Genomic DNA, 24,533 nt, shown 5'->3' on the forward strand with positions numbered 1-24,533 from the left:
TCTGAAAAAAGCGCCAGCTGTGATCCGCTGGAAAGTCATTGTGTCCATTAAGAGCCGCGTCTTCGGATTGCCGCCAGCTGGATGAGCCGGAGCCGAAGCGAGATGTTCACCGCATAGATTCAATGCCAGGTCGGGAGAGTCGGGAACCGGGCGGAGGGAGGATGAAATGAATATCGAACAGCGAATGGCGGCGCCGGTTACGCATGCCATCGATCCGCAAGGAGACATAAGCGCGCGGCTGGAGCGGCTGCCCGTTACCCGCGAAGTGTTCTGGGCGCGCAATATCGTCGGCGCCGCGACATTCTTCGATGGCTATACCGTTATCGCCATTGCCTACGCGATGCCGGTACTCGTGCACGAATGGGGCCTGACGCCCAGTCAGACGGGCATGATCCTGTCGATGGGATATCTGGGGCAACTGATCGGCGCCGTCCTGTTCGGCTGGTTGGCCGAAAAGATTGGCCGATTGAAAGTTCTTCTCTTCACCATCCTGCTTTTCGTCAGCATGGACATCGCTTGCCTCTTTGCAGCCGGCGCGGCAACGATGATGGTGTTCCGCTTCGTTCAGGGTGTTGGCACCGGCGGCGAAGTTCCGGTTGCCAGCGCCTACATCAATGAGCTGATCGGCTCGAAAGGCCGCGGGCGCTTCTTCCTTCTCTACGAAGTGATGTTCCTGCTCGGCCTCGTCGGTGCGGGCCTGATCGGTTACTTCATGGTGCCGCTCTATGGTTGGAAGGCCATGTTCGTCGTCGGCCTGATCCCGGCTATATTGATGATCCCGCTACGCTGGTTCCTCACCGAGTCACCCCGCTGGCTCGTCGCTAACGGGCGTTACGAGGAAGCCAATCGCATCGTCGCCAAGCTCGAAGACAGCGCCCGAGCCGCGGGCAAGACGCTTCCCGAGCCGAAATACGCCGCAGCGCCCGTCCGTAAGCCATCTGACTGGCGGGAACTTTTCCAGGGCATCTATCTCAAGCGCACGCTATCCATCTGGGCCATGTGGTTCAGCGCATATCTGGTTGCCAATGGCACGGTTTCCTGGTTGCCCACCCTTTATCGTCAGACCTTCAAGCTTCCGCTCGAAACCAGTATATTCTATGGGTTTGCAACGTCGGTGGGCGGCGTTGTTGCAGCGGTGATCTGTGCGCTACTTATTGACAGGGTAGGCCGCAAACGATGGTATGCCGGAGCGTTGCTCATCGCTCCGATCCCGCTTGCAATCCTCGCTTGGCTTGGCGCGACTTCCGCCATACAGGTGCTGGTGTTGGCCGGTCTTGCCTACGCCATCGTTCAGACGGTCACATTCTCGTTGTATCTTTACTCCGCGGAGATCTATCCGACGCGTCTGCGGGCAATCGGGACGGGTGCTGGAAGTGCATGGCTTCGTCTGGGATCCTCGGCAGGCCCGATCGTGACGGGCTTCCTGCTCTCGTCGATGGGCATCCAGTACGTATTTATGGTGTTCGCTGCGATTTTGCTGCTCGGTGCGCTCATAACCGCCGTGTTCGCCGTGGAAACCAAAGGCCGTACGCTCGAAGAACTCTCCCCGTGAAGCGACCGAATTATCTCTTCCTTCTGCTAAAGACGGAAGCGGGAGGCATTCATGCTCCGTTCAGCCGTCTGGTTTCAGGATGAAGCCATTGATGGAGGTTCGCTATGAAAATCTTTAACAATCTGCTTGCTGCGCTTCTAGGTGTCGGCTTGTTGATCGGTGCGGGTACTGCTGCGTCGGCAGCCCCGATGATGAACATGACGAAGCCGGAGGTCCAATCATCCGTTCAAACGGTTCGTTATCATCACCGTCGCCATTGGCACGGCCCGCGACATCACCGGCATCACCACTGGAGATCGCACCGCAGCTACCGGAGCCATTACTGGCGCGGCCATCATTACGGTTGGTACAAGCATCGTCACCACCACCGCCATCACCGCTACTATCGCTGGTGATTGCAGCTCGACGGGAGTGGTAGTCTCATGACCAAACCGTCGCGCAACTTTTAGCCGAGCACCGGCAATATCGCCTGAACCGGCTCTGAAAGGCATTGCCGTTCGAAGGCATGGTGGCGTCTGCAACAGCAGGCGCCCTTGTTGCATGGATTTGCAAAGTCCGATTTTGACTGTCGAGCAAGTACGAGCCCGAGGTCAGACGGCAAGCAAGGGTAACCTCAAACACCTCGCAAAAGCTGCACGGTGTTCGCCGCCCATATGCTAGAAGCAAACGTCGCGCCTGCTGATTCACAAACAAAATTGTAGAATGGCACCGGCGACGACGGTTCGCTTCATATCGGGAGGTCCTCCCGAATTTCATGTCCGGGAGGAGGAAAGCCAGAATGACCTATGATCCTTCGAAAGATGGCGCCGAGATGGATTTCCGGCAGCGCATGTCCTACGGCGACTATTTGCAGATCGATCGGATTCTGACGGCACAGCTCCCGCTCTCGTCGGCGCATGATGAGATGCTCTTCATCATTCAGCATCAGACGTCTGAATTGTGGATGAAACTTTCGCTATACGAGATCCAGGCAGCCAGGCGGATGATCGCGGCCGATCAAACGCAGGAAGCGTTGAAAATGCTATCCCGTGTCGCCCGGATTTTCGAGCAGCTGAATTCCGCATGGGATGTCCTGAGGACGATGACGCCATCGGAATATACGCGCTTCCGCGACGATCTCGGCCAGTCTTCCGGCTTCCAGTCATGGCAATACCGGTTGATCGAATATGCGGCCGGAAACCGGAATCTCGCAATGTTGAAGCCTCACGAACATCGGCCTGATATTCTGGAAATGCTGGAAGCCGAACTTGCGCGTCCTTCGCTTTATGATGAAGTCTTGCGTCGGCTGGCGCGCACCGGCCTGCCCGTGCCGCAGGAGGTGCTGAAACGGGACTTGCGCCAGGCATGGCAATTCGACGAGGGTGTGATGGCCGTTTGGGTAACGGTCTATCGCGATCCGTCGCGATACTGGGAAGCCTACGAAGTGGGCGAGAAGCTGGTCGACTTCGAGGACTATTTCCGGCGCTGGCGTTTCAACCATGTTACCACGGTCGAGCGCGTGATTGGTTTCAAGCGCGGCACAGGCGGAACCGCGGGGACTTCGTATCTGAAGCGGATGCTGAAGGTGGAACTCTTCCCGGAATTGTGGCGCGTGCGCACTGAACTTTAGTGTGGCTGAAAGCCTGGCCGGCCTTGTTGAAGCATTCAGCTTCATGTCGTGCATGGTTATTGTCTATGAACGCGGTCTGCGGCCGTTGCCCAATTTTCAAAGGCTAAGCAGGGAGGAGATCGTGCTCCGCTATTGCAGGAGTCATGTGGCATCCCATAGGGCAACAAACGCTATTTTCCATACTTATCTCGCTTGGGAACAATTTCGATGCACGGTGGTTTGACAGCCCCAGGAGAGATAACGCCGACCCTTCCAGCTCACCCAGCTTGCTGGTGAGCCACCTCCTTAGGCGCGTCAGGAACCGGCGAGGCCGCTCCCTTGCCGAACTGGGTTCGCGACCTGTCTGCTTCTACTTGCAATGTAAGTAGAATTAGCGAGTGCAGGCATCCTCCCGATTCGGAAGGTCGCCGTTCGATCGAGTTTGCGGCTTCCACATAAAATTGGCTCGACGGGTAAAGTTGGAACAATCTGATGCCGCAAACGTAAGGCGGAGGAAGCGAATATTCGAGGGAGGCCGGATTTGTTCAGCGGAATGACAGAGGATTATATCGACGTCGGTCCCGGCCTATTGCGCGTTCGCCACGGCGGCCATGGGCCGCCATTGCTGCTGCTGCACGGCCATCCGCGGACGCATATGACTTGGAGCCATGTCGCGGACCTCTTGTCTCCTCACTTCACGATTGTTTGCCCTGATCTCAGGGGATTTGGGAAGTCTTTCCAACCCGCTGATAGTGAGGACAGCCGTCATTCCTCGAAACGGGCGAAGGCTCTGGACTGTGTAGAGCTGATGCGGGCTTTAGGACATCGGACTTTTGCCGTGGCGGGCCACGATCGCGGCAGTTACGTGGCGTTCCGCCTTGCCCTCGATCATTCCGAGATCGTCACCAAGGTCGCCGTAATCGACAGCATTCCGATCATCGAGCATCTCGAACGGATGGATTGGCGCTTTGCGCGTGAGTGGTACCATTGGTTCTTCTTCGCGCAGCCGCAAAAGCCTGAGCAAGCGATCAATGCCAACCCTCAGGCATGGTACAGCCGTATCCGCCCGGATTTCATGGGAAAAGAGGCCTATGACGACCTGCTGACGGCAATCCACGATCCGGCGGTCGTCCACGGGATGATCGAGGATTATAGGGCAGGATTAACCGTCGATCGGGAAGATGAACTGCATGATCGGCTTGCCGGTAAGCGGATCACATGCCCGTTGCTCTGCCTTTGGTCGACGAAAGACGATCTGGAATATTTCTTCGGCGATCCGAGGGAAATCTGGCGGTTATGGGCTGTGAATGTGACGGGTCACGGTATCGAAAGCGGCCATCACGTCGCGGAAGAAAATCCCATCGATCTCGCAAATTCACTTCAGCGTTTTTTCAAAGAGGAATGAATTGCTTGTCGGGCCCTTAAGCTTCGTGCAGGACGTGGGCAGCCCTTACCGCTGCCGATGCCCGGTTTTCGACGCCGAGTTTCACATAGATCTGCTCAAGATGCTTGTTCACGGTGCGGGCGGAAAGGCCGAGGATTTCGCCGATATCGCGGTTGGATTTTCCCTTGGCCAGCCACAGCAATACTTCGGATTCGCGCTGCGTCAGCGCAAAATGCCGGCGCAGGGCTTCGTCGTCGGCACGTTGGCTGGTGGCCGTCAGACGAAAGAGATATTCGTCGGCGCCGATGGCGCCGAGAAAGGTGAATTGCAGTGCCGCCTGACCGCCATTGTTCATCGAAAGAAGATTGTCGCGTGCAGGCCCGAGCCGCTCGCGTTCCAGCATGAAGGCGGCGATATGTTTTGAGGCGAGTTCAAGGCCGTCGTCGCTGCCTGTCGCGGCATTGATCAGCCGGGTCGCCTGCGGCGTTGACCAATGGATGGCGCCATTGCCCTTGACCGCCAGGAGATGGCGGCCCGCGGCATCGAGCGCCACCCTGGCGCTTTGAGCCGAACGGGCATTGCGTAGGTGGACCCGGATGCGGGCGCGCAGTTCGTCGATATTGATCGGCTTGGTAAGATAATCGACGCCGCCTGATTCCAGCGCATGCACCACATGTTCGGTTTCGGTGAGGCCGGTCATGAAGACGACCGGAACCTGGGCGATGCCGGCATTGGCTTTCAGCCGGCGGCAAGTTTCGAAACCATCCATGACAGGCATGACCGCATCAAGCAGGATGAGATCCGGAGTAATGCGCTCGACGATGTTGAGCGCCGCCAATCCCGACGTGGCGATCAGCACGGAGAAGCCAGACTGCTCGAGCGCATCCGTCAAGAAGCCGAGCGCCTCCGGGGAATCGTCCACCAGCAGGACTATATCGCGGGGAAGGGCGGACTCAGCCAATCTGTTCTACCTTTTCAGTGTCGAAGCTGCGCAGCACCTTCAGGAAACCGTCGAGATCGAAAGCCTGGACATGGGTACGCAAGGCATCGATGAAGGGTCTGTTTTCTTCAAGTTTCGCAAGATCCGCAAGCTTTGCTTCGATGCCCCTGACATAACCGATTTCGCCGAGCCGCAGCAATTCGCGGACATGCTCGATCCCAGGGCTCTTCAGGGGCGGTGGCGGCTTCGGAGCGGCGGGGATGGAGGCATCGGCATAGATCCACTTCAGCCCGAGATGCAGCGCGAGCTTGTCGCGAAGCTGGCGGATGTCGACCGGTTTGGAAATGGCGTCGTTATGGCTGTCGTCGCTATCCGTCGCGGCGGCGGCATCGCCGATATTGGCCGACAGCATCAGGATCGGAGCCGTCTGGCCGTTTTCCCTTAGCCGTGACACGAGCTGCCATCCGTTCATGCCGGGCATGGAGATATCGACGAGGAACAGATCCGGCTTGATCCCCTCGATCAGCGTCAGGCAGTCCGGCCCGCCGGTGGCGGTGAGCACGATGAAATCGAGCGGCGACAGTATCTCGCGCATCAGTTCGCGATGATCTTCATTGTCGTCGACGACGACGATGGTGCGGCGCGGACCTTCGTAGCCGACGATACGCTGCTCCTGTGCCGGCGGCTTCATCGGCCGGATCACGGCAGACAGCATCAGGCGCACCCTGAAGGTCGAGCCCACGTCCTTCTCGCTTGCAACAGAAATCTCGCCACCGAGCGTATTCGTCAGCAGTTGCGTGATGGTGAGACCAAGGCCGAGGCCCGGCATCGGTCTGATGCTGTCGGCCTCGCCGCGCTGGAAGGGCTCATAGATGCGGGTGATATCCTCGGGCGCGATGCCGCGGCCGGTGTCGGAAACGGTGAAAGCTGCGACCTGGTTTCGGTAGCCCACGTCGAAACGGACGGTGCCTGTATCGGTGAACTTGATGGCGTTGGAGAGAAGGTTGACGAGGATCTGACGCAGCCGCTTCTCGTCAGTACGGACATAGTGGGGCAGGGCGGCGGAACGCTCATGGATGAAGCTCAGACCCTTGGCCTGCGCCTGCGGATGGAACATGTCGACGATCTGATCGAGGAAGTCGTGAATATTGATCTCGTTGGAATAGACCTGCAGGCGGCCGGCCTCAATCTTGGAAATATCGAGCAGCCCGTCGATCAGGCCGGAAAGATGCTCGGCGCTGCGGCGGATAACCTTGAGCGAGGATTGCCGGGGCGCCGGAATGGTCTCGTCCCGCTCCAGGATCTGCGCATAGCCGAGCACGGCGTTGAGCGGCGTGCGCAATTCGTGGCTCAAGCCCACGACATAGCGGCTCTTGGCGCGGTTTGCCGCCTCGGCCGCCTCCTTGGCACCCTGCAGGGCAGCGTCCGTTTTCTTGTGGGCGGCGATTTCCTTCAAAAGCAGCGTGTTCTGGCGCGAGGATTCCTCTTCGGCGACCACGCGGCTGTCATGGGCAAGCACATAGAACCAGCAGGCGACACCGGCAATCACGGCAAAGACGAAGAAGACGATCAGAATGGTACGGTTGACCACGGATGCGGTCTCGGGAGAGGCGGCGCCGACCTGATGCGCGATCATCGCCAGGATCGCGCCCATGGCTGTCAGCGCCAAGGCTACGGCAATGCCATAGCGGCCGAGGCGCGTGGCGAGCCTTGCGACGATGCTTTCCGGCAGCAGGGTTTTTGCGACGGTGGCGACCTGCGTATTGAGGCGCGCCTTCGGCTTGCACATGTCGTGGCAGCGGCTGTCGAGCGAGCAGCAGAGCGAGCAGATCGGCGCGGCATAGGCCGGACACCATGCCATGTCCTCCGGCTCGAACGGGTGCTCGCAGACGGAGCAGGTGATGGTGGTGAGGTTCTTCCAGCTCTGTCGCGGCTTGCGGGCGAGATAATATTTGCCCTTTGTGGCCCAGGCGATGGTGGGTGAGACGATGAATGCAACGACCAGGGTAATATAGGGTGCAAGCGAGGCGGCGATCGAGCCGAAGACGCCGAAATGCGCGATGAGAGCGATGGTTGCCGAAAGCGCCATGGCGCCGAGGCCGACCGGATTGATATCGTAGAGATGCGCGCGCTTGAACTCGATGCCGGGAGGTGCAAGCCCCAGCGGCTTGTTGATGAAGAGATCGGCGGAGACGGTACAAAGCCAGGCCATGGCGATGATCGAGAAGATACCGAGCGTCTCCTCCAGCAGCCGGTAGATGCCGAGCTCCATCAACAAGAGCGCGATGGCGACATTGAAGACCAGCCAGATGACGCGGCCTGGGTGGCTGTGCGTCAGCCGCGAAAAGAAGTTCGACCAGGCGAGCGAGCCAGCATAGGCGTTCATGACGTTGATCTTCAACTGCGAGATCATCACGAAGGCGGCCATCAACAGCAGCGCCGCATTGTGCCAAGGGAACATGTAGCCGAAGGCCGTCAGGTACATCTGTGCCGGATCGGCGGCGCGACCCACAGGCACACCTGAGGTCAGTGTTAGAACGACGAGGAAGGAACCGGCGAGCAGCTTCGGCGCGCCGATGATGACCCACCCAGGCCCGGCGAGGAAGATAGCCAGGCGATGGCGCCATTTGCGATGGCCTTCCGGCGGCAGAAAGCGCAGGAAGTCAGCCTGCTCGCCGATCTGCGACATCAGCGCCAAGATGACGGCGGAGGCAGCGCCGAATTCCACCAGGTCGAAAGGAGCGGCGCTGCCCGGCGCGCTTGCGGGGTGATGGATGCCCGCGAAAGCGCGCCAGAGATCGAATTTTTCCCAGTCGGCAAAGGCGATGAAGACGAAGGGCAGGATGTTGAGAACGATCCAGAAGGGCTGCGTCAGCAATTGGAACCGGCTGATGAGACGGACACCATGGGTGACGAGCGGGATCACCATGACGGCGCTGATGATATAGCCGATCCACACGGGTATGCCGAGCGTCAGTTCCAGCGCCCCGGACATTATCGAGGCTTCGATCGCAAACAGCATGAAGGTGAAGCTGGCATAGATCAGCGAGGTGATGGTCGAGCCGATATAGCCGAAACTTGCGCCGCGCGTAAGAAGATCGATATCGACGCCGTGGCGTATGGCATAGCGGCTGATCGGCAGGCCGACGGCCAGCATGGCGAGGCTTGCGACGATGATGGCGTAGAAGGCGTTGGTCGTGCCGTAGGAAAGCGTAATGGTGCCGCCGATCGCTTCCAGCGCCAGGAAGGAAATGGCGCCGATCGCAGTTTGCGAGATGCGTTGCGAGGAAAATTGCCGCGCGCTCTTGGCGGTGAAACGCAGCGCGTAGTCTTCCAGCGTCTGGTTTGCGACCCAGCGATTATATTCGCGCCTTACCGGAATGATGCGTTGCCGCGCAGCCATGCTTACCCTTCAGTGATCCCGCCCTAGTCGTTCCGGCGATCCAGAGATGTCGTAACATGGATCGATATCGCGCTTAAGGGCATGAGAGTGATGAAAGCTGCACATTTCGCCCCGGCGTCTACGTCATTTTACGTATGTGGTTTCCTGAAGGCGCGCCGGATAGTCGCGGAAGGCAGCGGCTAATCCTTGTCTACGGGCCGTTGCGGCAGACAAAAAGAGGGGAACCACGGATGAAATTCAAATCTATCGTCTCCGGCGCGCTGCTTGGCGCCATCATGTCCACGACAGCATTTCACGGTGCTTTTGCAGCCGACGACACCATCAAGGTCGGCGTCCTGCATTCGCTTTCCGGCACCATGGCGATCTCGGAAACGACGCTGAAGGATGCCATGTTGATGCTCATCGACGAGCAGAACAAGAAGGGCGGCGTTCTCGGCAAGAAGCTCGAGCCCGTCGTCGTCGATCCGGCCTCGAACTGGCCGCTCTTTGCCGAAAAGGCGCGCGAACTGATCCAGAAAGACAAGGTCTCGGCCGTGTTCGGCTGCTGGACTTCCGTGTCGCGCAAGTCGGTGCTGCCGGTCTTCAAGGAACTGAATTCGATCCTGTTCTATCCGGTACAGTTCGAAGGTGAGGAGTCCGAGCGCAACGTCTTCTATACAGGGGCTGCTCCGAACCAGCAGGCGATCCCGGCCGTTGACTACCTCATGAAGAACGAAGGCGTGCAGCGCTGGGTGCTTGAAGGCACCGACTATGTCTATCCGCGCACGACCAACAAGATCCTCGAAGCCTATCTGAAGTCCAAGGGCGTCAAGGACGAAGACATCATCATCAACTACACGCCGTTCGGCTTCTCGGACTGGCAGACGGAAGTCTCCAAGATCAAGGCTTTCGGCGCGGCCGGTAAGAAGACCGCCGTCGTCTCCACCATCAACGGCGATGCCAATGTTCCCTTCTACAAGGAACTCGGCAACCAGGGTGTGAAGGCCGAGGATATCCCGGTCGTCGCCTTCTCGGTCGGCGAAGAAGAGCTTGCCGGCGTCGACACCAAGCCGCTTGTCGGCCATCTCGCAGCCTGGAACTACTTCCAGTCCGTCGATACTCCAGCCAATGCCGCCTTCATCAAGGAATGGCATGCCTACACCAAGAACGACAAACGCGTGACCAACGACCCGATGGAAGCCGCCTATATCGGCTTCAATATGTGGGTAAAGGCCGTCGAGAAGGCCGGCACGACCGATCCGGATAAGGTGATCGACGCTCTGGTTGGCGTGAGCGTTCCGAACCTGACGGGCGGCACCGCAACCATGATGCCGAACCACTACATTACCAAGCCGGTCCTGATCGGCGAAGTGCAGGAAAACGGTCAGTTCGACGTCGTTTCGCAGACCCCGGCAGTGGTCGGCAAGGAATGGTCCGACTACCTGCCTGACAGCAAGGACCTGATCTCGGATTGGCGCATGCCGCTGAACTGCGGCAACTTCAACGTCACCACCGGCAAGTGCGGCGGCAAGGGCTCCTGATACCAGCCGATGCAAGATCGCCGCGGGCAGGATTTTCTGGCCGCGGCAGCTTGAGGGGACTAGCGCAATGTTCGACAAATTCGTTTACCGCATGGCCTTGGCGCTGGTCGCCTGCTTCTGCCTCATGCTGGTGCTGATGGCGACAAGCCTTCGTGCCCAGGAGGATGCCCATAGCCTGATCAATTCGCTTGGCCAAGCCAATTTCCAGAAGGCCGGCGATATCGTCCAAAGCCTTGCGAAGTCAGGTGATCCCAAGGTCGTGCCGGCATTGCAGGCCTTCTCCGACGGCGATCTCTATGTCAGGAAATCCGACAATCAGGTGTTCATTGCCAAATCCTCCGGCGACATGATGGATCTGGTAGATCCTTTGACGAGGCAGACGGCCGGTCAGGAAGCCAAGGACAATCTCGGCAAGATCAAGATCAACAATAATCTGCGCCGTGCGGTTCGCGCGGCTCTCGGCGGTCTGACGCTGATGAGCCCTGATCGCGTCACGAGGCTCGAAGCGGCGCAATCCATTTTGAAGGCGCCCAGTGCGGATTCGCTCGACGCTGTCGAGACGGCGCTACAGACCGAAAAGGACGCGGACATCCGCGGCGTGCTTGAACGCGCAAAGGCGGTTGCCGTACTTGGCTCGGACCGTCCGATCGCAGAGAAAAAAGCGGCAATCGAGACGATCAAGAACGAAGGCGGCCGCGACGCGATCGGCATTCTTTCGTCGGTTTCCGTCGATGATAGCCTGAAGCCCGATGTAGCCGCCGCCATTGCCGGCATCCAGGATCAATTGAAGTTCTGGGATGCGGTGCAGAATATCTGGTACGGCCTTTCCCTCGGCTCGGTGCTGCTGCTGGCCGCCATCGGCCTTGCGATTACCTTCGGTGTCATGGGCATCATCAACATGGCCCATGGCGAGATGGTGATGCTCGGCGCCTATTCGACCTTCGTGGTTCAAAGCATCATCCGCACCTCCTATCCCGAGCTGTTCGACTGGTCGCTGGCGATCGCCCTTCCGGTTGCCTTCATCGTCACCGGAGCCGTCGGTCTCGTCATCGAGCGCGGCGTCATCCGCTTCCTTTACGGCCGACCTCTCGAAACGCTGCTCGCCACCTGGGGCATCTCGCTGATCCTGCAGCAGGCAGTGCGCTCGATCTTCGGGCCGACCAACCAGGAGGTCGGCAATCCCTCCTGGATGTCCGGCTCCTTCGATCTCGGCTATCTCTCGTTCACCTGGAACCGGCTCTGGATCATCGTCTTTGCGCTCGGTGTTTTCGTGGCGCTCCTGCTTCTCCTTAAGCGCTCGGCCTTCGGGCTGCAGATGCGGGCGGTGACGCAGAACCGGCGCATGGCGTCCTCCATGGGCATCCGCACCTCCTGGGTCGATGCCTTCACATTCGCGCTGGGGTCTGGCATCGCCGGCATGGCGGGTGTGGCGCTCTCGCAGATCGACAACGTCTCGCCGAACCTCGGCCAGAGCTACATTATCGACAGTTTCATGGTCGTGGTTTTCGGCGGTGTGGGCAATCTTTGGGGGACGCTCGTCGGCGCCTTCTCGCTCGGTATCCTCAACAAGTTCCTTGAGCCCTATGCGGGGGCCGTGCTCGGCAAGATCCTCGTCCTCGTACTCATCATCCTCTTTATTCAGAAACGTCCGCGCGGGCTCTTCGCCCTCAAGGGAAGGGCGGTGGAAGCATGATCACGGCCTTTCTTCTTCGCTCGCTCGACCGCCGTATCAGCATTGCCATCGCGATCCTGCTTGCCGTCGCGGTACTCGTCCCGCTGTCGAATTTGGCTCTGCCGGAAACGAGCGCATTGCATATACCCACCTATCTGATGTCGCTGTTCGGTAAGTATCTGACCTATGCGCTGCTCGCCTTGGCGCTCGATCTGGTGTGGGGCTATTGCGGCATTCTCTCGCTCGGCCACGGCGCCTTCTTTGCGCTCGGCGGCTATGCGATGGGCATGTATCTGATGCGGCAGATCGGCTCGCGCGGCACCTACGGCAATCCGATCCTGCCCGACTTCATGGTCTTCCTGAATTGGAACGAGCTGCCCTGGTTCTGGTACGGTTTCGACCAGTTCTGGTTCGCCATGCTGATGGTCCTCGTCGCGCCTGGCCTGCTTGCTTTCGTCTTCGGCTGGTTCGCCTTCCGCTCGCGCGTTAATGGTGTCTATCTGTCGATTATTACGCAGGCGATGACTTATGCACTGCTGCTTGCCTTTTTCCGCAACGACATGGGCTTCGGCGGCAATAACGGCTTGACCGACTTCAAGGATATTCTCGGCTTCAATATTCAGGCCGATGGGACGCGCGCCGTGCTGTTCGCCATCACGGCCGTGTTCCTGGCGCTGGCATTGATGCTGTCCTCGGCCATCGTCCGCTCGAAGTTCGGCAAGGTGCTGGTGGGCGTGCGCGACGCCGAAAGCCGGACGCGTTTCCTCGGTTATCGCGTCGAGCATATGAAGCTCTTCGTTTTCGTCGTATCGGCCATGATGGCCGGTATTGCCGGCGCGCTTTACGTGCCGCAGATCGGCATCATCAATCCCGGCGAGTTTGCGCCGGCCAATTCGATCGAAGTCGTCATCTGGACGGCAGTCGGCGGGAGAGCGACCCTGATCGGGCCTATCATCGGCGCGGTGCTGGTCAATGGCGGCAAGACCATCTTCACCGGTCTGTTTCCCGATTTCTGGCTGTTTGCGCTTGGTGGCCTCTTCGTGGCCGTTACGCTATTCCTGCCAAGGGGCATCGTCGGGACGATGGCACACTATTTAGGCAAGACGCGCAGGCCGGCAAGTCCGCCGCCTAATGCTGCGAAAGATGAAGCCGACAAGTCCGTGCAGGCTGCGGAGTAGGATCATGATCCCAGAAATCAAACCCAACAGCATGCTCTATCTCAACAATGTCTCCGTCTCCTTCGATGGCTTCAAGGCTTTGAACTCGCTGTCGATCGTCATCGAGCCGGGCGAGCTTCGCGCCATCATCGGCCCGAATGGTGCCGGCAAGACGACGATGATGGATATCATCACCGGCAAGACGCGGCCTGACGAGGGCGAGGTGTTCTTCAACGGCCAGATCGACCTGACGAAGAAGGACGAGGCCGACATCGCCCAGCTCGGCATCGGACGGAAATTCCAGAAGCCGACCGTCTTCGAAAGCCATACCGTCTGGGACAATCTCGAATTGGCGCTCAACCGCAATCGCGGCGTCTTCGCGACGCTCTTCTATCGCCTGACGCCTACCGATCGCGATCGCATCGAAGAAATCCTCGAAACGGTGCGGTTGTCGCACCGGCGGGACGAGTTGGCGGCCAATCTTTCCCACGGTCAGAAGCAGTGGCTGGAGATCGGAATGCTGCTGGCACAAGAGCCGAAGCTGCTCTTGGTCGACGAGCCGGTGGCGGGCATGACGGATGCCGAGACGGCGGAAACCGCCGTGCTCTTGAAGGAAATCGCCAAGACGCGCTCGGTCGTTGTGGTCGAGCACGACATGGGCTTCATCCGCGATCTCGGCGTCAAAGTGACATGCCTGGCGGAAGGCTCCGTTCTGGCGGAAGGCTCGATCGATTTCGTCAGTAGCGATCCGAAGGTGATCGAGAATTATCTGGGGCGGTGAAATGCTGACAGTCGAAAACGCAAATCTGCATTACGGCGCCGCCCAGGCGCTGCGCGGCATCTCCATCAAGGCCGAGATGGGCAAGATTACCTGCGTCCTCGGGCGCAACGGTGTCGGCAAGAGTTCGCTCCTGCGCGCCGTCACTGGGCAGCATGCCTTGTCGGCCGGTACGGTTGCCTTCAACGGCGTCACGCTGAACGGCATGGCGCCATTCGCACGCGCCAAGCAGGGGATCGGCTATGTGCCGCAAGGACGCGAGATCTTTCCGCTCTTGACCGTGAAGGAAAATCTCGAGACCGGATATGCGCCGCTTTCGCGCCGCGACCGCAGCATTCCCGATGATATCTACAGCCTGTTCCCCGTGCTGAAATCCATGCTCTCACGCCGCGGCGGCGATCTGTCCGGCGGCCAGCAGCAGCAACTGGCGATTGGCCGGGCGATGGTGACGCGGCCGAAGATCCTGGTTTTGGACGAGCCGACCGAGGGGATCCAGCCGTCGATCATCAAGGATATCGGCCGCGCGATCCGCTATCTCAGAGACTCCACTGGCATGGCGATCCTGCTGGTCGAGCAATATCTCGATTTCTGCCGCGAGCTTGCCGATTACGTCTATATCATGGATCGCGGCGAGATCGTGCATGAGGGGCTGGCCGAAACCCTGGATACATCGGAGGCCCGCAGGCATCTGACCGTTTGAGTAGCTGTCTCCCAACCCCGGCCCGTGCCTCCCCCATGAAGTACGCGACCAGACCGACGTTGACAATCATGCTCTCCTGCGGGGATACAGAGCGTCATGACGGAACATGCTCGTGCTATACATCCAAAGACGGTCAAGCGGCTCAGGCGCTCTGAAGACCATGTGAATAGCGTCACCAGCATGATCGGGGGCGGCAAGCCGTTTCTTGATATCGCTCGGCAATTATCGGTGGCCGCCCGACGAACTCAACGCTATTACGAAATACCTCCGGCGGTATGACCGACCTATTGGCTTATTTCGGATTGTTCATGGCAGCCTTCGGTGCCGCAACGATCCTGCCGATGCAATCGGAGGCGGTGCTTGCTGGCCTCCTTCTAACCGGGAGATACTCCGCGCTTTGGCTGGTGCTTATCGCCGGCGTCGGCAATATTCTGGGTTCGCTCGTCAATTGGATGCTGGGAAGGGGGATCGAACGATTTCGACAGCGCCGTTGGTTCCCTGTTGGTCAGAATACCCTCGATCGTGCACAGGCGTGGTATCGAAAATACGGAAAATGGTCTCTGCTTGCGAGCTGGCTGCCCATCGTCGGAGACCCGATAACGGTGGTCGCCGGCGTTCTGCGCGAACCATTGCCAACTTTCCTGCTGCTGGTGACGATTGCCAAGCTCGGGCGTTACGTCATCGTGGCGCTGGCCACAATGAATCTGGCATGACATCTCACGAACGGACGTCGGCCCCCCGCCATCGTTGCCGTCCGGCTTCAACTCGCTATTCCTCATCGGGCATATGAGAATCGACGCCGAGCGTTTCGAGATTATTATGTACGCCCACGACACCCGGAACCGTCAGAACGATCTCCTCGAGATTGCGCGCCAACGAAGTCATCTCGACGCGCCCCTCCAGCGTGACAATCCCGTCGACGCAACGCACTTCGATGTTGTCGCTTACGACTTTGCCGCTCTCTTCGAGCCGCTCGGTGATCTGCGCCTCTAATTCGTCGTCGTCAATTCTGCTGGCTGGCAAGGGAACGGCTGTGTCCACCCTATCCTCGCGACCTGACGCGTCGGCGGTATCTATGGTGAATCCTGTACTCGGATCCTCGTCGAAATTGGCTGGTGTGTCGCCGTAGGGAGTATTGTCGGGATGGCTTTTTAACGGATTGCCATCGGCATCCGAATAGGGCCAGCCATCTCGAATCTCCCGATCCTCGTAATCGCGGTAGTCCTCTTCGCGAGACAATGGATTTGGTTTACGTGGCGGTGCCATGTCGACCTCCTTGCAGCCACCTATCATCTGGACTGATCTAACAGCAGCAATGGGAAAATGTTCCCTTCGCTTGGCCGACGCAGGTCTTCGATCGACCCAATTCATCGTGGCATCTGGCCGTTTGGCGAAGATTCGCGGCAGGTTGCCGCTCAGTCAGCAGGTAAAGCGGCTTCGGTTGAAATCGCTATCTGCTTTCCGGCTGGGATTGAATGCAAATGCCAATGGCTTGGGCATCCGATGGCGAGCGCCGTATTTCTTGATCCTGGGTGTCCGCGAACCTGACCGCCACCTCCGACAGAAGTGCTTGCCGTTCGCGATCCGACAAAAACGGAAATGCTCTAGAACCGTTCCATCTCTTGACCGACCTTCGTCAGAAATCGGCTGCGGGACATGTCGGTCGATCGGTTCATGTCGTAGTGGGCAAGGAAGACGACCGGAGCGAAGGGCTTGATCTGGGCGCGCAGCACGCGCTTGACGATCTTTTTCGGAGGATTGCCGGCGACGAAAGCGCGGAAAGGGTCGGCGCCATAGGTCAAGACCGCCCCAAGCTTGCGGATGTGCTGCAACTTTGAGCGCACTTTGCCATCGACGAGCTCGAAGGAGACGCCTGGAAGCCAGACCCTGTCGAAATAGCCCTTGAGGATAGCCGGAAAACCGAAATTCCACACAGGGGTGACAATCACGAGGGCTTCGGTACGCTCCAGCCTTTCGACATAGGATTTGACCGCCTCGGTATTGTCCGGATAGTCGTGGTAGATCATGCGGTCGCGACGCGACAGCACGGGATCGAAGCCTTCCGCGTAAAGATTGCAATCGTCGACCTCGTGGCCGGCACTCCTCAGGCTTTCAATGGTTTTCCGGTGCAGCGCTGCACCATAGCTTTCCTCGACCGGATGGGAATGAAGGACCAGAACCTTCATGAAGCCTCCATCAGCGCCGCAAGGCCGGGGAAGAGATAGTTCTTGCCGGATTTGAAGTCGAAATTCGGATCGTCCCAGGCGATCATCTTGCCGGGATTGAGCAGGCCCTTCGGATCGGTTTCCTTCTTGAAGGCAAGCTGCACGGCATCCGTCTGCTTCATGCCGCCTTCCTCCAGCGTATAGCGATGCGGGTTGAAGATCGGGCAGCCGTGGTCCTGGTGAATCCTAATAATCTCTTCAAGCCTTGCCTCTGACGTATAGCGCACCAGCGGCAGGCCCGAGCATTGGATCTGACCGTCGAACCTGATGAACTCGAGATGGCCAGGCACCTCGTCGCCGAAGATTTCCACCATCTTCTGTACCTTGGCGACATGATCCGGTCCCGGATACTGCACCTGCAGATAGGTTATCGAAGGATCGACCTTCAGGGCGCGCAGTGTGGTGTGGTTCCAGGCGAGCTCATAGGCATGCGGTATTCCTTTCATGCTCTCGACCTTATCGGAGCGGAAAGTGATTTCGCCCTTCTGCTGCATTGTGAAGGCGACGAACGGGTCCATCGAGTGCGGCGCGATCATCAGCGCTACGATCGATTGCCCCTGACGGATATAGGGCTTGTGGCGGGTAAAATAGTCCTGCGGGATGGGGGCGGCAATCGGAGCGATCTCCTTGACCAGAATGCCGTTGCATTTTGCAAGCGCGTCTGAAAAACGCACGGCATCCATGAAGTCGTCATAACCGACCAGCACGTCGACCCAATCATAGGCCGGAGCCAACGGCATTTCGATCTCGGTGATGATGCCGTTGGTGCCATAGGCATGGCTGACCTTAGTCAAGTCCCAGCCGGTGAGATCCAGCATGCGGGGCTCGGCTTCCATCGTCACGACGCGCAGGCGCAGGATATTGCCGAGGTCGCGCAGGCCGCCCCAGGTGATCGAGCCGACGCCGCCCGAGCCGCCGGCAATGAAGCCGCCGATCGTCGCGGTTTGTGCGGTCGAAGGATGGAAGCGCAGCTCCTGGCCTGAATGGGCCTTGGTCTGGCGATCTAGCTCGGCAATGACGATGCCGGGTTCGCAGATAACGCGGCCAGGATGGATCTCCTTGATCCTGTTCATGGCGGCAAGATTGAGCACGATGCCACCGGAAAGCGGCATGGCCTGGCCGTAATTGCCGGTGCCGGCGCCGCGCGGCGTGACCGGAACGTCGTGCGCATAGGCGACTTTCAAAGTGCGGATCACCTCTTCCTCTGTCTTCGGCGTGACGACGAGATCGGCTGTGACATTGTCGAGCTGGGCTTTGAGGATCGGCGAATACCAATAGAAGTCCCGGCTTTTCTGGCGCACGAGCGCTGGATTGTCTTCGACGGCAATACCTTCGAGTTCTTTCTTGATGCGCTGATAATCCGGCATGTCAGGCTCCAATGACGCTGTCGAGTTCACGATAATCCGGCAGGCTGCGATCGATCACCTTGCCCTTGCGAAGGATGACGCGATCGGACTGAGGACGGGAAAGGAATTCGCTCCAGCGCCGCGCGCTGAAAAGCACGAGGTCGGCGGGTTTGCCGACGGCGATCCGCCCGATATCCGGGCGGCCAAGGATGCTGGCGGGTGAAGTCGTGATGACTCGGGCGGCCGTATCCAGCGGATGGTCGAGATGCAGGATGCGCACGGCTTCGCGGAACACTTCGACCGGATCGAGATCGCCATAGGCGTAGAACGGGTCGCGGGTATTGTCGGAGGCAACGGCTGTCGGAACACCGGCGGCGGCAAGCTCGTGCAGAAGCGTGACACCGCGCCAGCGCGGTGTGCGGCCGGCATGGCGATCCTGCAGATACATGTTGCACATTGGCAGCGAGACGATGGAGATCCCGGCCTTGGCGACAAGATCGATGGTGGCGCGTGCGACATCCTCGTCCTGGCGGGCAAGCGAGCAGCAATGGCCGGCGGTCACCTTGCCCTGGTAGCCGTTTCGCAACGCGGCTTCTGCTATGGCCTTGAGCGTCAGCACCTCCCTGTCTTCCGTCTCGTCGACATGCAGGTCGACATCAAGGCCGTTGTCTGCGGCAGCGCGGAAGAGCTTGTCGAGCTGAGCATCGAGATCAGGGTTCATTTGCGTGACCCCGCCCATTAATCCGCCCGCCTCGCGTACGACGCGGAGCAGGTCAGCGAAAAAGGCATCATCTACCATGGTGTCGAGCGGAAAGAGAGCGACGGCCTGCAGCGCGATCTTGCTCTTCCAGGACTCGCGGACCGAGGTGAAAACCTCGAAGGAAATGCGGTGCTGCGGCGCCAGCGAATCCAGATGTGTGCGGATCAGGCCGGTACCATGGGCATAAGCCGAGCGTAGCGAAAACTCCATGCGCTTGCGCACGTCCTCGGCAGACCAATTGGCCTCGCGGTCGGCACGCACGGCATCGAGCGCTCCCATGAAACTGCCGTCCGGATTGGAGCGCCTCTCCCATATATGGCCCTTGTCGAGATGGGTATGCATGTCGGCGAAAGTCGGCCAGACCATGCCTTCCTTCATATCAACCCTGGCATATTCGACTGGCCCAGTTCCAGGCGCGACGATGTCACTGACAAGACCATCGGCGACGACAATATCGGACTTGATCAGGCCCTCGCTGGAAGGTGCTTTGAAGCCTGGGAGCGTCACGGCTGGAACGGTGGCATTGCTCAGCACGAAGCGGGCGGCGTTCGGCGGCGACATGAAGGCGTGTGACATCAGTTCTCCCGCTTGAGGCTGCTCTCATGCCAGCGATGCAGGCTCAGCCATGAGATGAAGGAGGTAAAGGCGAAGATGGCGACGCCGAGCGCCGACAGGAGAAGCAGGGCTGCGAAGAGCCGCGGCATGTTCTGGCGATATTGCGCTTCCAGTAGTCGAAAGGCGAGGCCGGAATTCGGACCGCCGGAGCCGGCGGCAAATTCAGCGACTACGGATGCGATCAACGAGAGGCCGCCGCCGATCCTCAAGCCTGTCATGAAATAGGGCTGAGCGGCGGGCAGCTTCAGATGCAGCAAGGCCTGCCAGCGCGAGGCGCCGTAGAGATCGAAAAGGTTGAGCAGGTTATGGTCGACGCTCTTCAATCCCTGCACCATGTTGGAGAGGATCGGAAAGAAGGCGACGAGGAAGCCGCAGATCAGAAGTGCAGCTTCGCGCGTCGGAGCGTAGATCAGGATCAGCGGCGCGATCGCGACGATCGGTGTTACCTGAAGAATGACAGCCAGCGGATAAAAGGCGAGTTCGATCCAGCGGGACTGCACGAGGAAGATCGCAAAGCCGACGCCGCCGATCAGCGCCAGGACGAGAGATATGAAGGTGATCTCCGTGGTCACCCATAAAGCCGGCCATAAGATGCTCCAATCGGAAACGAGCGCTTTGGCGACGGCGATCGGGCTTGGCAGGATATATTGCGGAATGCCGGTGCCGACGACCAGAAGCTGCCAGAGGACAAGAAGCGCAAGCACGGTTAGGATGGGTACGAAGATGCCGAGCGCGCGTTCGATACTGCGCTTCCTGGCCACAGAGGCAGCTGGCGCGTCGGCGGATTCAACCGAAAGAGTGGCGGGCAGGCTGCTGCTGTTGCTCATCAATGGGCCTCCGGCCAGCCGATGGCCTCGATCAGGGAACGGGACACTTTTTCGCACACCTGCCGATATTCTTCCGACGAACGATAAAGCGGATCGCGCTCGCCGCTGGTTTTCAGCGGAAAATCGCTATGAACGCGGCCCGGCCGTGCCTTCATGACGACGATGCGATTAGAGAGATAGGCGGATTCGTAAACGGAATGCGTGACGAAGATGACGGTGATCCCCGTCTTCTGCCAAAGAGTGAGAACATCGTCATTGAGCTTCTGGCGGGTAATTTCGTCGAGCGCAGCAAAGGGCTCGTCCATCAACAGCAGCTTCGGCTTCGTCACCAAGGCGCGGGCGATGGAAACCCGCATCTTCATGCCGCCGGACAATTCGCGCGGATAGGCTTGCGCAAAATCCTGGAGGCCGACGGTTGCCAGCGTTTCCATGATCTGGTCGTGAGCGGCCGCTTTCGAAACGCCCCTGAGCTTCAATGGCAGATAGACGTTGCCGAGCACAGTTTTCCAGGGAAGCAGCGTCGGCTCCTGGAAGACAAAGCTTATATCGCCCTCCGGCAGGCCCTTGGCGTTGATGCGCGAGCTCGGCCAGTCGATCCTGCCGCTCGAAGCGCCGCCAAGGCCTGCGATGATGCGCAAGGCTGTCGACTTGCCACAACCGGAAGGGCCGAGCAGGCTGATGAACTCGCCGCTTTCCACATTGAGCGACATGCCCGATAGCGCCAGCGTGCCGTTGGAGAAGACCTTGGAGACCTGTTCCATGACGACAAGCGGCCGCTTGCGTGCTTCCGGTCGATTTGTCGCAATGGTTTCCGATAGTGTCATTGTTCGGCTCTTTGTTGATCCACCCTCCCCTCGAGGGGGAGGGTCGGAGCGAAGCTCCGGGGCGGGGTGATCCTTCGAAATCCGAGAATGTCACCCCCACCCGCTGCTTTACGGCGACCTCCCCTCGAGGAGGAGGTGCCCAGGCTTACTTCTTCAGCGCCATGCCGACGCCCTTGCAGACGAACCGCGTATCGAAAGCCTTCTTGTAGTCGATGTCGGCATCGAAGAGCTTGATCTGCACCATCTCGTCGAAGAACTTCTTGTAGTGTGCTTCCGTGATGCAGCCGATCCCTTTGTCGAGGGCATCGCCGGATTCCACAATGCCGTATTCCTTCATCTTGGCGATGGAATAAGCGATCTGGCCATCCGTCATATCGGGATTGTCCTTCTTGATCAGCTCGTTGGCTGCCTTGTTGTCGCCGTAGAGATAATTGTACCAGCCCTCGATCGAGGCATTGACGAAACGTTGCACGAGATCGGGGTTCTTGTCGACCAGTGCCTTCTGCGCGGTAATCATGGTCGAATAGGGCGAGTAGCCGGCATCGGCGATCAGGAAGACCTTCGGCTTCCAACCGGCTTGCTTCTCGATCTCATAGGGCTCTGAGGTGACATAACCCTGCTGGGCGGACTGCTTGTCGGCGAGGAAAGGCGCCGGGCTGAAATTATAGGGCTTAAATTGTTCGTCCTTGAAGCCCGGGAAATTAGCCTTCATCCACTCGAAATAGGTGATGTAGCCGTCCTTGCTGAGGAACAGCGTCGGCAGCTTGGCCAGATCCGCGAATTTTTCCACGCCGGCGTCCGGATGGGCGATAAGGACCTGCGGGTCCTTCTGGAAAATCGCCGCGACATCGACGATCGGAATGCCCTGCTTGACCGCATCGATCTCCTGCTGCGGGCCGCCCATGTAGAAATCCAGCTTGCCGGAAATCAGCAATGCCGAATTGGCCGCGTTGGGGCCGCCCTGGACGATCGTGACATCGAGACCGTATTTCTTATAGGTGCCGTCGGCGACCGCCTGGTAGAAACCGCCGTGCTCGGCTTGCGCAAGCCAGTTGGTGCCGTAGCTGACTTTGTCGAGCGCATTGGCTGGCTCGGCGGCCATGATCGCGGCGGCGAGCCCCATGGCGGCAAAGAATGTTTTTGTCTTCAAGGCTTTATACATGGCTGACTGTTCCCCTTATCTGCCATGGGACGTCGTGGTTGGCGCCCATTTCCTGTATTTGAGCGGTTGCGTTGCTGTTTGAAAAGCATCAAAATTCGTGCGCATTGATGCCTTTTCGGCATCTGTTCCCGGGTCTGTGCCTAAATTGTGCGGCCTGGGCAAAAATTAAGCAATGGGGACAGGCATGCTGCACTCACGACGGCTTCTCTATATCAACGAAATCGCCCGCTGCGGCTCGATCCGCAAGGCGGCGGCGCGGCTCAATGTTGCCTCGTCGGCGATTAACCGACAGATCCTGGCGTTGGAAGAAGAAATGGGCGCGCCGCTATTCGAACGGCTGCCGCGCGGGCTCAGACTGACGGCGGCCGGCGAGCTCTGTATCGAGCATATCCGCGAGGTTCTGAAGAATTACGAGCGGCTGGAGGGCCGCATTCGCAGTCTCAAGATGCAGCAGGCGGGAAAGGTTCGTATCGTCGCCACCGTGGGTCTGGCCTCAGGTCCGCTGCCCGAGATCATCGCGCGCTTTCTTTCCGAGCATCCAAGGGTCTTCGTCCAGCTGCGCAACGATGCCGGATCGACCACGATGGCGCCAGTCGTCTCGGGCGAAGTGGATCTCGGGCTTGGCTTCAACATTCCCGCAGCGCCGGGCATTCGCTCTCTTGCCAATTTCGACATACCGATTGGCGTCGTCTTGCCACCCGGCCATCCGCTGATCGGGCCTGGCCCCATCAATCTCGCCGACGTCGTGGAGGAGCGGCTATTGCTTGCGCAGCCCGGCACGAGCCTGCGCGAGGTCATCAATCTGATGCTTTCGCGCCTTTCCGTGCAGGTCGAACCTGTGCTGGAGAGCAATGCGTCGGAAATGCTGAAGCAGCTGGTAAAATGCGGGGCAGGGTTGACATTGCTCAATCCGCTTGATGTGCTGACCGAGTGTCGCCGCGGAGAACTGGTCTTCCGGCCAATCGCCGAGCCTCATTCGCGGCATCAGCCAATGAAGCTCGTCGCCCGCGCACGAGCGCCGCTCGACGCTGCGACCAGCCTCTTCGTCGAATACTTGCTTGCCGAGCTTGCCGGGATGGTGGAAGAACTGCAGGCGAAGGGGCATATCCTGCTACCCTCCGAACGCCGCCGCTCGGACGCCTATTTCGAATAGAGGTTGGCAAGCGGGTAGTCGCGCAGGTCGCGCAGCATCTCGATGAAGCCCGCAATCTCATGGCGGCAGATGAGCGCGCCCTTTTCCGCCGTGCCGTTGACGGCATTGCCGACGACGCCGTTCGGATTGAGATCGTGCGCGATCCAGGCAAGCGAATGGGGCGGCAAAGGCTGCAGATATTTGGAGTGCTCCTTCATCCATTCCGCCTTGGAAGGGAAATTCTGAGCCTTGTCCATCCGCACGAGTTCGGGCCGGAAGTGCAGCATGAGCGACGTTTCGACATCGCCGCCGTGAATGCCGAAGCGGAGTTCATGTTCGTCGATCATGCCGTCGGGCGTGCCGAAGCGTGTCCACTGCGTGGCGACGACGGCCATCTGGTAGCGCACGCGCAGTTCGCGCGCGACGATGCCCATGATATCCAAGTTTCCGCCGTGGGAATTGACGATCACCATCTTGCGGATGCCAGCCTCGGCCACCTTCGCGCCGATGGCGGTCCAGACCGGGATCAGCAGCTCTGCGGGGAGCGACAGCGTGCCGGGGCCGTAGACATGTTCATTGGCCTTGCCGATCTCCTGCAGCGGCAACACGAGAAAATCGAGATCGTCCGGACGCTGGACCTTCAATTCCGCCAGCATGCCTTCAGCGATTGCGACATCCGTCGCGATCGGCAGATGCGGGCCGTGCTGTTCTGTGGAAGCGATCGGCAGGATCGCGATCGTAGTGTCTGACGAAAGCTCGGCGAAATCATGGGTGTTGAGTTCGTTCCAATAAAAGGGCTTCGTCATTTCCATGTCCTCTCGTCAGCGCCTGGTCACTCAACGGATACGGCAAGGATGGTAGCGGTGGAAAGCATCAATTTGCGGCCGTGCCGCTGCCTTTTTGCGCGCGCTGACCGATCGGCAAACGTCGAGCCGAGCTGAAGCGGTG

At 59.3% G+C, this 24,533-nt stretch carries 21 protein-coding genes; 11 read left to right on the top strand and 10 right to left on the bottom strand.

The genetic code is table 11. The features are described 5' to 3' along the window. The first annotated feature begins 166 nt into the window (after nucleotides 1–166). The 4 genes from ACYJRZ_RS25125 to ACYJRZ_RS25140 all read left to right on the top strand — a co-directional run bounded on the left by ACYJRZ_RS25125 (nucleotide 167) and on the right by ACYJRZ_RS25140 (nucleotide 4,545). Nucleotides 167–1,552, top strand: a complete 1,386-nt coding sequence (locus tag ACYJRZ_RS25125; protein ID WP_459463567.1) for an MFS transporter — start codon at nucleotides 167–169, stop codon at nucleotides 1,550–1,552. Nucleotides 1,553–1,656: 104 nt separating this feature from the next. Continuing rightward, nucleotides 1,657–1,947, top strand: a complete 291-nt coding sequence (locus tag ACYJRZ_RS25130; RefSeq protein ID WP_459463568.1) for a hypothetical protein — start codon at nucleotides 1,657–1,659, stop codon at nucleotides 1,945–1,947. A 383-nt stretch (nucleotides 1,948–2,330) separates the two neighbouring features. Further along, nucleotides 2,331–3,161 carry a tryptophan 2,3-dioxygenase gene (gene kynA, locus ACYJRZ_RS25135; RefSeq protein WP_459463569.1) on the top strand — a complete coding sequence of 277 codons (831 nt, stop codon included), beginning with the start codon at nucleotides 2,331–2,333 and terminating at the stop codon, nucleotides 3,159–3,161. 532 nt (nucleotides 3,162–3,693) lie between these two features. Continuing rightward, nucleotides 3,694–4,545 carry an alpha/beta fold hydrolase gene (locus ACYJRZ_RS25140; RefSeq protein ID WP_459463570.1) on the top strand — a complete coding sequence of 284 codons (852 nt, stop codon included), beginning with the start codon at nucleotides 3,694–3,696 and terminating at the stop codon, nucleotides 4,543–4,545. Nucleotides 4,546–4,561: 16 nt separating this feature from the next. Here the strand turns inward: ACYJRZ_RS25140 and ACYJRZ_RS25145 are convergent, their stop codons facing one another. Both ACYJRZ_RS25145 and ACYJRZ_RS25150 read right to left on the bottom strand, forming a co-directional pair. Beyond that, nucleotides 4,562–5,485 (bottom strand): response regulator, encoded by a 924-nt coding sequence (locus tag ACYJRZ_RS25145; protein WP_459463571.1) that lies wholly within the window; start codon nucleotides 5,483–5,485, stop codon nucleotides 4,562–4,564. After that, the gene (locus ACYJRZ_RS25150) at nucleotides 5,478–8,867 is read right to left on the bottom strand and encodes a hybrid sensor histidine kinase/response regulator (protein WP_459463572.1); all 3,390 of its coding nucleotides are present in this window, start codon (nucleotides 8,865–8,867) and stop codon (nucleotides 5,478–5,480) included. The genes ACYJRZ_RS25145 and ACYJRZ_RS25150 overlap by 8 nt, the downstream gene beginning before the upstream one ends. Before the next feature lie 230 nt (nucleotides 8,868–9,097). Between ACYJRZ_RS25150 and urtA the strand changes: the two genes are divergently transcribed. The 6 genes from urtA (at nucleotide 9,098) to ACYJRZ_RS25180 (ending at nucleotide 15,407) form a co-directional block, all read left to right on the top strand. Next, nucleotides 9,098–10,387: an urea ABC transporter substrate-binding protein gene (urtA, locus tag ACYJRZ_RS25155; RefSeq protein ID WP_459463573.1), complete on the top strand. Its 1,290-nt coding sequence runs from the start codon at nucleotides 9,098–9,100 to the stop codon at nucleotides 10,385–10,387. A gap of 67 nt (nucleotides 10,388–10,454) precedes the next feature. Next, nucleotides 10,455–12,080: an urea ABC transporter permease subunit UrtB gene (urtB, locus tag ACYJRZ_RS25160; protein ID WP_459463574.1), complete on the top strand. Its 1,626-nt coding sequence runs from the start codon at nucleotides 10,455–10,457 to the stop codon at nucleotides 12,078–12,080. Next, the gene (urtC, locus tag ACYJRZ_RS25165) at nucleotides 12,077–13,237 is read left to right on the top strand and encodes an urea ABC transporter permease subunit UrtC (RefSeq protein WP_459463575.1); all 1,161 of its coding nucleotides are present in this window, start codon (nucleotides 12,077–12,079) and stop codon (nucleotides 13,235–13,237) included. The genes urtB and urtC overlap by 4 nt, the downstream gene beginning before the upstream one ends. Before the next feature lie 4 nt (nucleotides 13,238–13,241). Continuing rightward, nucleotides 13,242–13,997, top strand: coding sequence for an urea ABC transporter ATP-binding protein UrtD (gene urtD / locus ACYJRZ_RS25170; protein ID WP_459463576.1), 756 nt, complete (start codon nucleotides 13,242–13,244; stop codon nucleotides 13,995–13,997). Nucleotide 13,998: 1 nt separating this feature from the next. Further along, entirely contained in the window at nucleotides 13,999–14,694 is a 696-nt protein-coding gene (urtE, locus tag ACYJRZ_RS25175; RefSeq protein WP_459463577.1) for an urea ABC transporter ATP-binding subunit UrtE, read from the top strand. A gap of 275 nt (nucleotides 14,695–14,969) precedes the next feature. Beyond that, nucleotides 14,970–15,407 carry a YqaA family protein gene (locus tag ACYJRZ_RS25180; RefSeq protein WP_459463578.1) on the top strand — a complete coding sequence of 146 codons (438 nt, stop codon included), beginning with the start codon at nucleotides 14,970–14,972 and terminating at the stop codon, nucleotides 15,405–15,407. Nucleotides 15,408–15,462: 55 nt separating this feature from the next. Here the strand turns inward: ACYJRZ_RS25180 and ACYJRZ_RS25185 are convergent, their stop codons facing one another. From ACYJRZ_RS25185 to ACYJRZ_RS25215, 7 genes are all read right to left on the bottom strand, one after another. After that, on the bottom strand, nucleotides 15,463–15,960 hold the full coding sequence (locus ACYJRZ_RS25185; RefSeq protein ID WP_459463579.1) for a BON domain-containing protein: 498 nt from the start codon (nucleotides 15,958–15,960) through the stop codon (nucleotides 15,463–15,465). A 338-nt stretch (nucleotides 15,961–16,298) separates the two neighbouring features. Next, nucleotides 16,299–16,880, bottom strand: coding sequence for an NAD(P)H-dependent oxidoreductase (locus ACYJRZ_RS25190; protein ID WP_459463580.1), 582 nt, complete (start codon nucleotides 16,878–16,880; stop codon nucleotides 16,299–16,301). Beyond that, nucleotides 16,877–18,286, bottom strand: coding sequence for an FAD-binding oxidoreductase (locus ACYJRZ_RS25195; protein ID WP_459463581.1), 1,410 nt, complete (start codon nucleotides 18,284–18,286; stop codon nucleotides 16,877–16,879). The genes ACYJRZ_RS25190 and ACYJRZ_RS25195 overlap by 4 nt, the downstream gene beginning before the upstream one ends. Nucleotide 18,287: 1 nt before the next feature. Beyond that, nucleotides 18,288–19,601, bottom strand: coding sequence for a cytosine deaminase (locus ACYJRZ_RS25200; RefSeq protein ID WP_459463582.1), 1,314 nt, complete (start codon nucleotides 19,599–19,601; stop codon nucleotides 18,288–18,290). Then, nucleotides 19,601–20,467 (bottom strand): ABC transporter permease, encoded by an 867-nt coding sequence (locus tag ACYJRZ_RS25205; protein ID WP_459463583.1) that lies wholly within the window; start codon nucleotides 20,465–20,467, stop codon nucleotides 19,601–19,603. Before ACYJRZ_RS25205 ends, ACYJRZ_RS25200 begins: the two co-directional genes overlap by 1 nt. Then, on the bottom strand, nucleotides 20,467–21,291 hold the full coding sequence (locus tag ACYJRZ_RS25210; protein WP_459463584.1) for an ABC transporter ATP-binding protein: 825 nt from the start codon (nucleotides 21,289–21,291) through the stop codon (nucleotides 20,467–20,469). The genes ACYJRZ_RS25205 and ACYJRZ_RS25210 overlap by 1 nt, the downstream gene beginning before the upstream one ends. 145 nt (nucleotides 21,292–21,436) lie before the next feature. Further along, nucleotides 21,437–22,453 carry an ABC transporter substrate-binding protein gene (locus ACYJRZ_RS25215; RefSeq protein WP_459463585.1) on the bottom strand — a complete coding sequence of 339 codons (1,017 nt, stop codon included), beginning with the start codon at nucleotides 22,451–22,453 and terminating at the stop codon, nucleotides 21,437–21,439. 184 nt (nucleotides 22,454–22,637) lie between these two features. Between ACYJRZ_RS25215 and ACYJRZ_RS25220 the strand changes: the two genes are divergently transcribed. Beyond that, nucleotides 22,638–23,606 carry a LysR family transcriptional regulator gene (locus ACYJRZ_RS25220; RefSeq protein WP_459463586.1) on the top strand — a complete coding sequence of 323 codons (969 nt, stop codon included), beginning with the start codon at nucleotides 22,638–22,640 and terminating at the stop codon, nucleotides 23,604–23,606. On the opposite strand, the gene ACYJRZ_RS25225 is transcribed toward ACYJRZ_RS25220, so the two are convergent. Beyond that, the gene (locus ACYJRZ_RS25225) at nucleotides 23,594–24,391 is read right to left on the bottom strand and encodes a creatininase family protein (protein ID WP_459463587.1); all 798 of its coding nucleotides are present in this window, start codon (nucleotides 24,389–24,391) and stop codon (nucleotides 23,594–23,596) included. The two genes, ACYJRZ_RS25220 and ACYJRZ_RS25225, sit on opposite strands and share 13 nt — an antisense overlap. Nucleotides 24,392–24,533 lie beyond the last annotated feature (142 nt).

Source organism: Rhizobium sp. No.120 (genome assembly GCF_054558365.1).

Excerpts from the sequence above, each read along its gene's own strand:
- ACYJRZ_RS25125 (WP_459463567.1), top strand. The coding sequence starts at position 167 with ATGAATATCGAACAGCGAATGGCGGCGCCGGTTACGCATGCCATCGAT.
- ACYJRZ_RS25130 (WP_459463568.1), top strand. The coding sequence starts at position 1,657 with ATGAAAATCTTTAACAATCTGCTTGCTGCGCTTCTAGGTGTCGGCTTG.
- kynA (WP_459463569.1), top strand. The coding sequence starts at position 2,331 with ATGACCTATGATCCTTCGAAAGATGGCGCCGAGATGGATTTCCGGCAG.
- ACYJRZ_RS25140 (WP_459463570.1), top strand. The coding sequence starts at position 3,694 with ATGACAGAGGATTATATCGACGTCGGTCCCGGCCTATTGCGCGTTCGC.
- ACYJRZ_RS25150 (WP_459463572.1), bottom strand. The coding sequence starts at position 8,867 with ATGGCTGCGCGGCAACGCATCATTCCGGTAAGGCGCGAATATAATCGC.
- urtA (WP_459463573.1), top strand. The coding sequence starts at position 9,098 with ATGAAATTCAAATCTATCGTCTCCGGCGCGCTGCTTGGCGCCATCATG.
- urtB (WP_459463574.1), top strand. The coding sequence starts at position 10,455 with ATGTTCGACAAATTCGTTTACCGCATGGCCTTGGCGCTGGTCGCCTGC.
- urtC (WP_459463575.1), top strand. The coding sequence starts at position 12,077 with ATGATCACGGCCTTTCTTCTTCGCTCGCTCGACCGCCGTATCAGCATT.
- urtD (WP_459463576.1), top strand. The coding sequence starts at position 13,242 with ATGATCCCAGAAATCAAACCCAACAGCATGCTCTATCTCAACAATGTC.
- urtE (WP_459463577.1), top strand. The coding sequence starts at position 13,999 with ATGCTGACAGTCGAAAACGCAAATCTGCATTACGGCGCCGCCCAGGCG.
- ACYJRZ_RS25180 (WP_459463578.1), top strand. The coding sequence starts at position 14,970 with ATGACCGACCTATTGGCTTATTTCGGATTGTTCATGGCAGCCTTCGGT.
- ACYJRZ_RS25185 (WP_459463579.1), bottom strand. The coding sequence starts at position 15,960 with ATGGCACCGCCACGTAAACCAAATCCATTGTCTCGCGAAGAGGACTAC.
- ACYJRZ_RS25190 (WP_459463580.1), bottom strand. The coding sequence starts at position 16,880 with ATGAAGGTTCTGGTCCTTCATTCCCATCCGGTCGAGGAAAGCTATGGT.
- ACYJRZ_RS25195 (WP_459463581.1), bottom strand. The coding sequence starts at position 18,286 with ATGCCGGATTATCAGCGCATCAAGAAAGAACTCGAAGGTATTGCCGTC.
- ACYJRZ_RS25200 (WP_459463582.1), bottom strand. The coding sequence starts at position 19,601 with ATGTCACACGCCTTCATGTCGCCGCCGAACGCCGCCCGCTTCGTGCTG.
- ACYJRZ_RS25205 (WP_459463583.1), bottom strand. The coding sequence starts at position 20,467 with ATGAGCAACAGCAGCAGCCTGCCCGCCACTCTTTCGGTTGAATCCGCC.
- ACYJRZ_RS25210 (WP_459463584.1), bottom strand. The coding sequence starts at position 21,291 with ATGACACTATCGGAAACCATTGCGACAAATCGACCGGAAGCACGCAAG.
- ACYJRZ_RS25215 (WP_459463585.1), bottom strand. The coding sequence starts at position 22,453 with ATGTATAAAGCCTTGAAGACAAAAACATTCTTTGCCGCCATGGGGCTC.
- ACYJRZ_RS25220 (WP_459463586.1), top strand. The coding sequence starts at position 22,638 with ATGCTGCACTCACGACGGCTTCTCTATATCAACGAAATCGCCCGCTGC.
- ACYJRZ_RS25225 (WP_459463587.1), bottom strand. The coding sequence starts at position 24,391 with ATGACGAAGCCCTTTTATTGGAACGAACTCAACACCCATGATTTCGCC.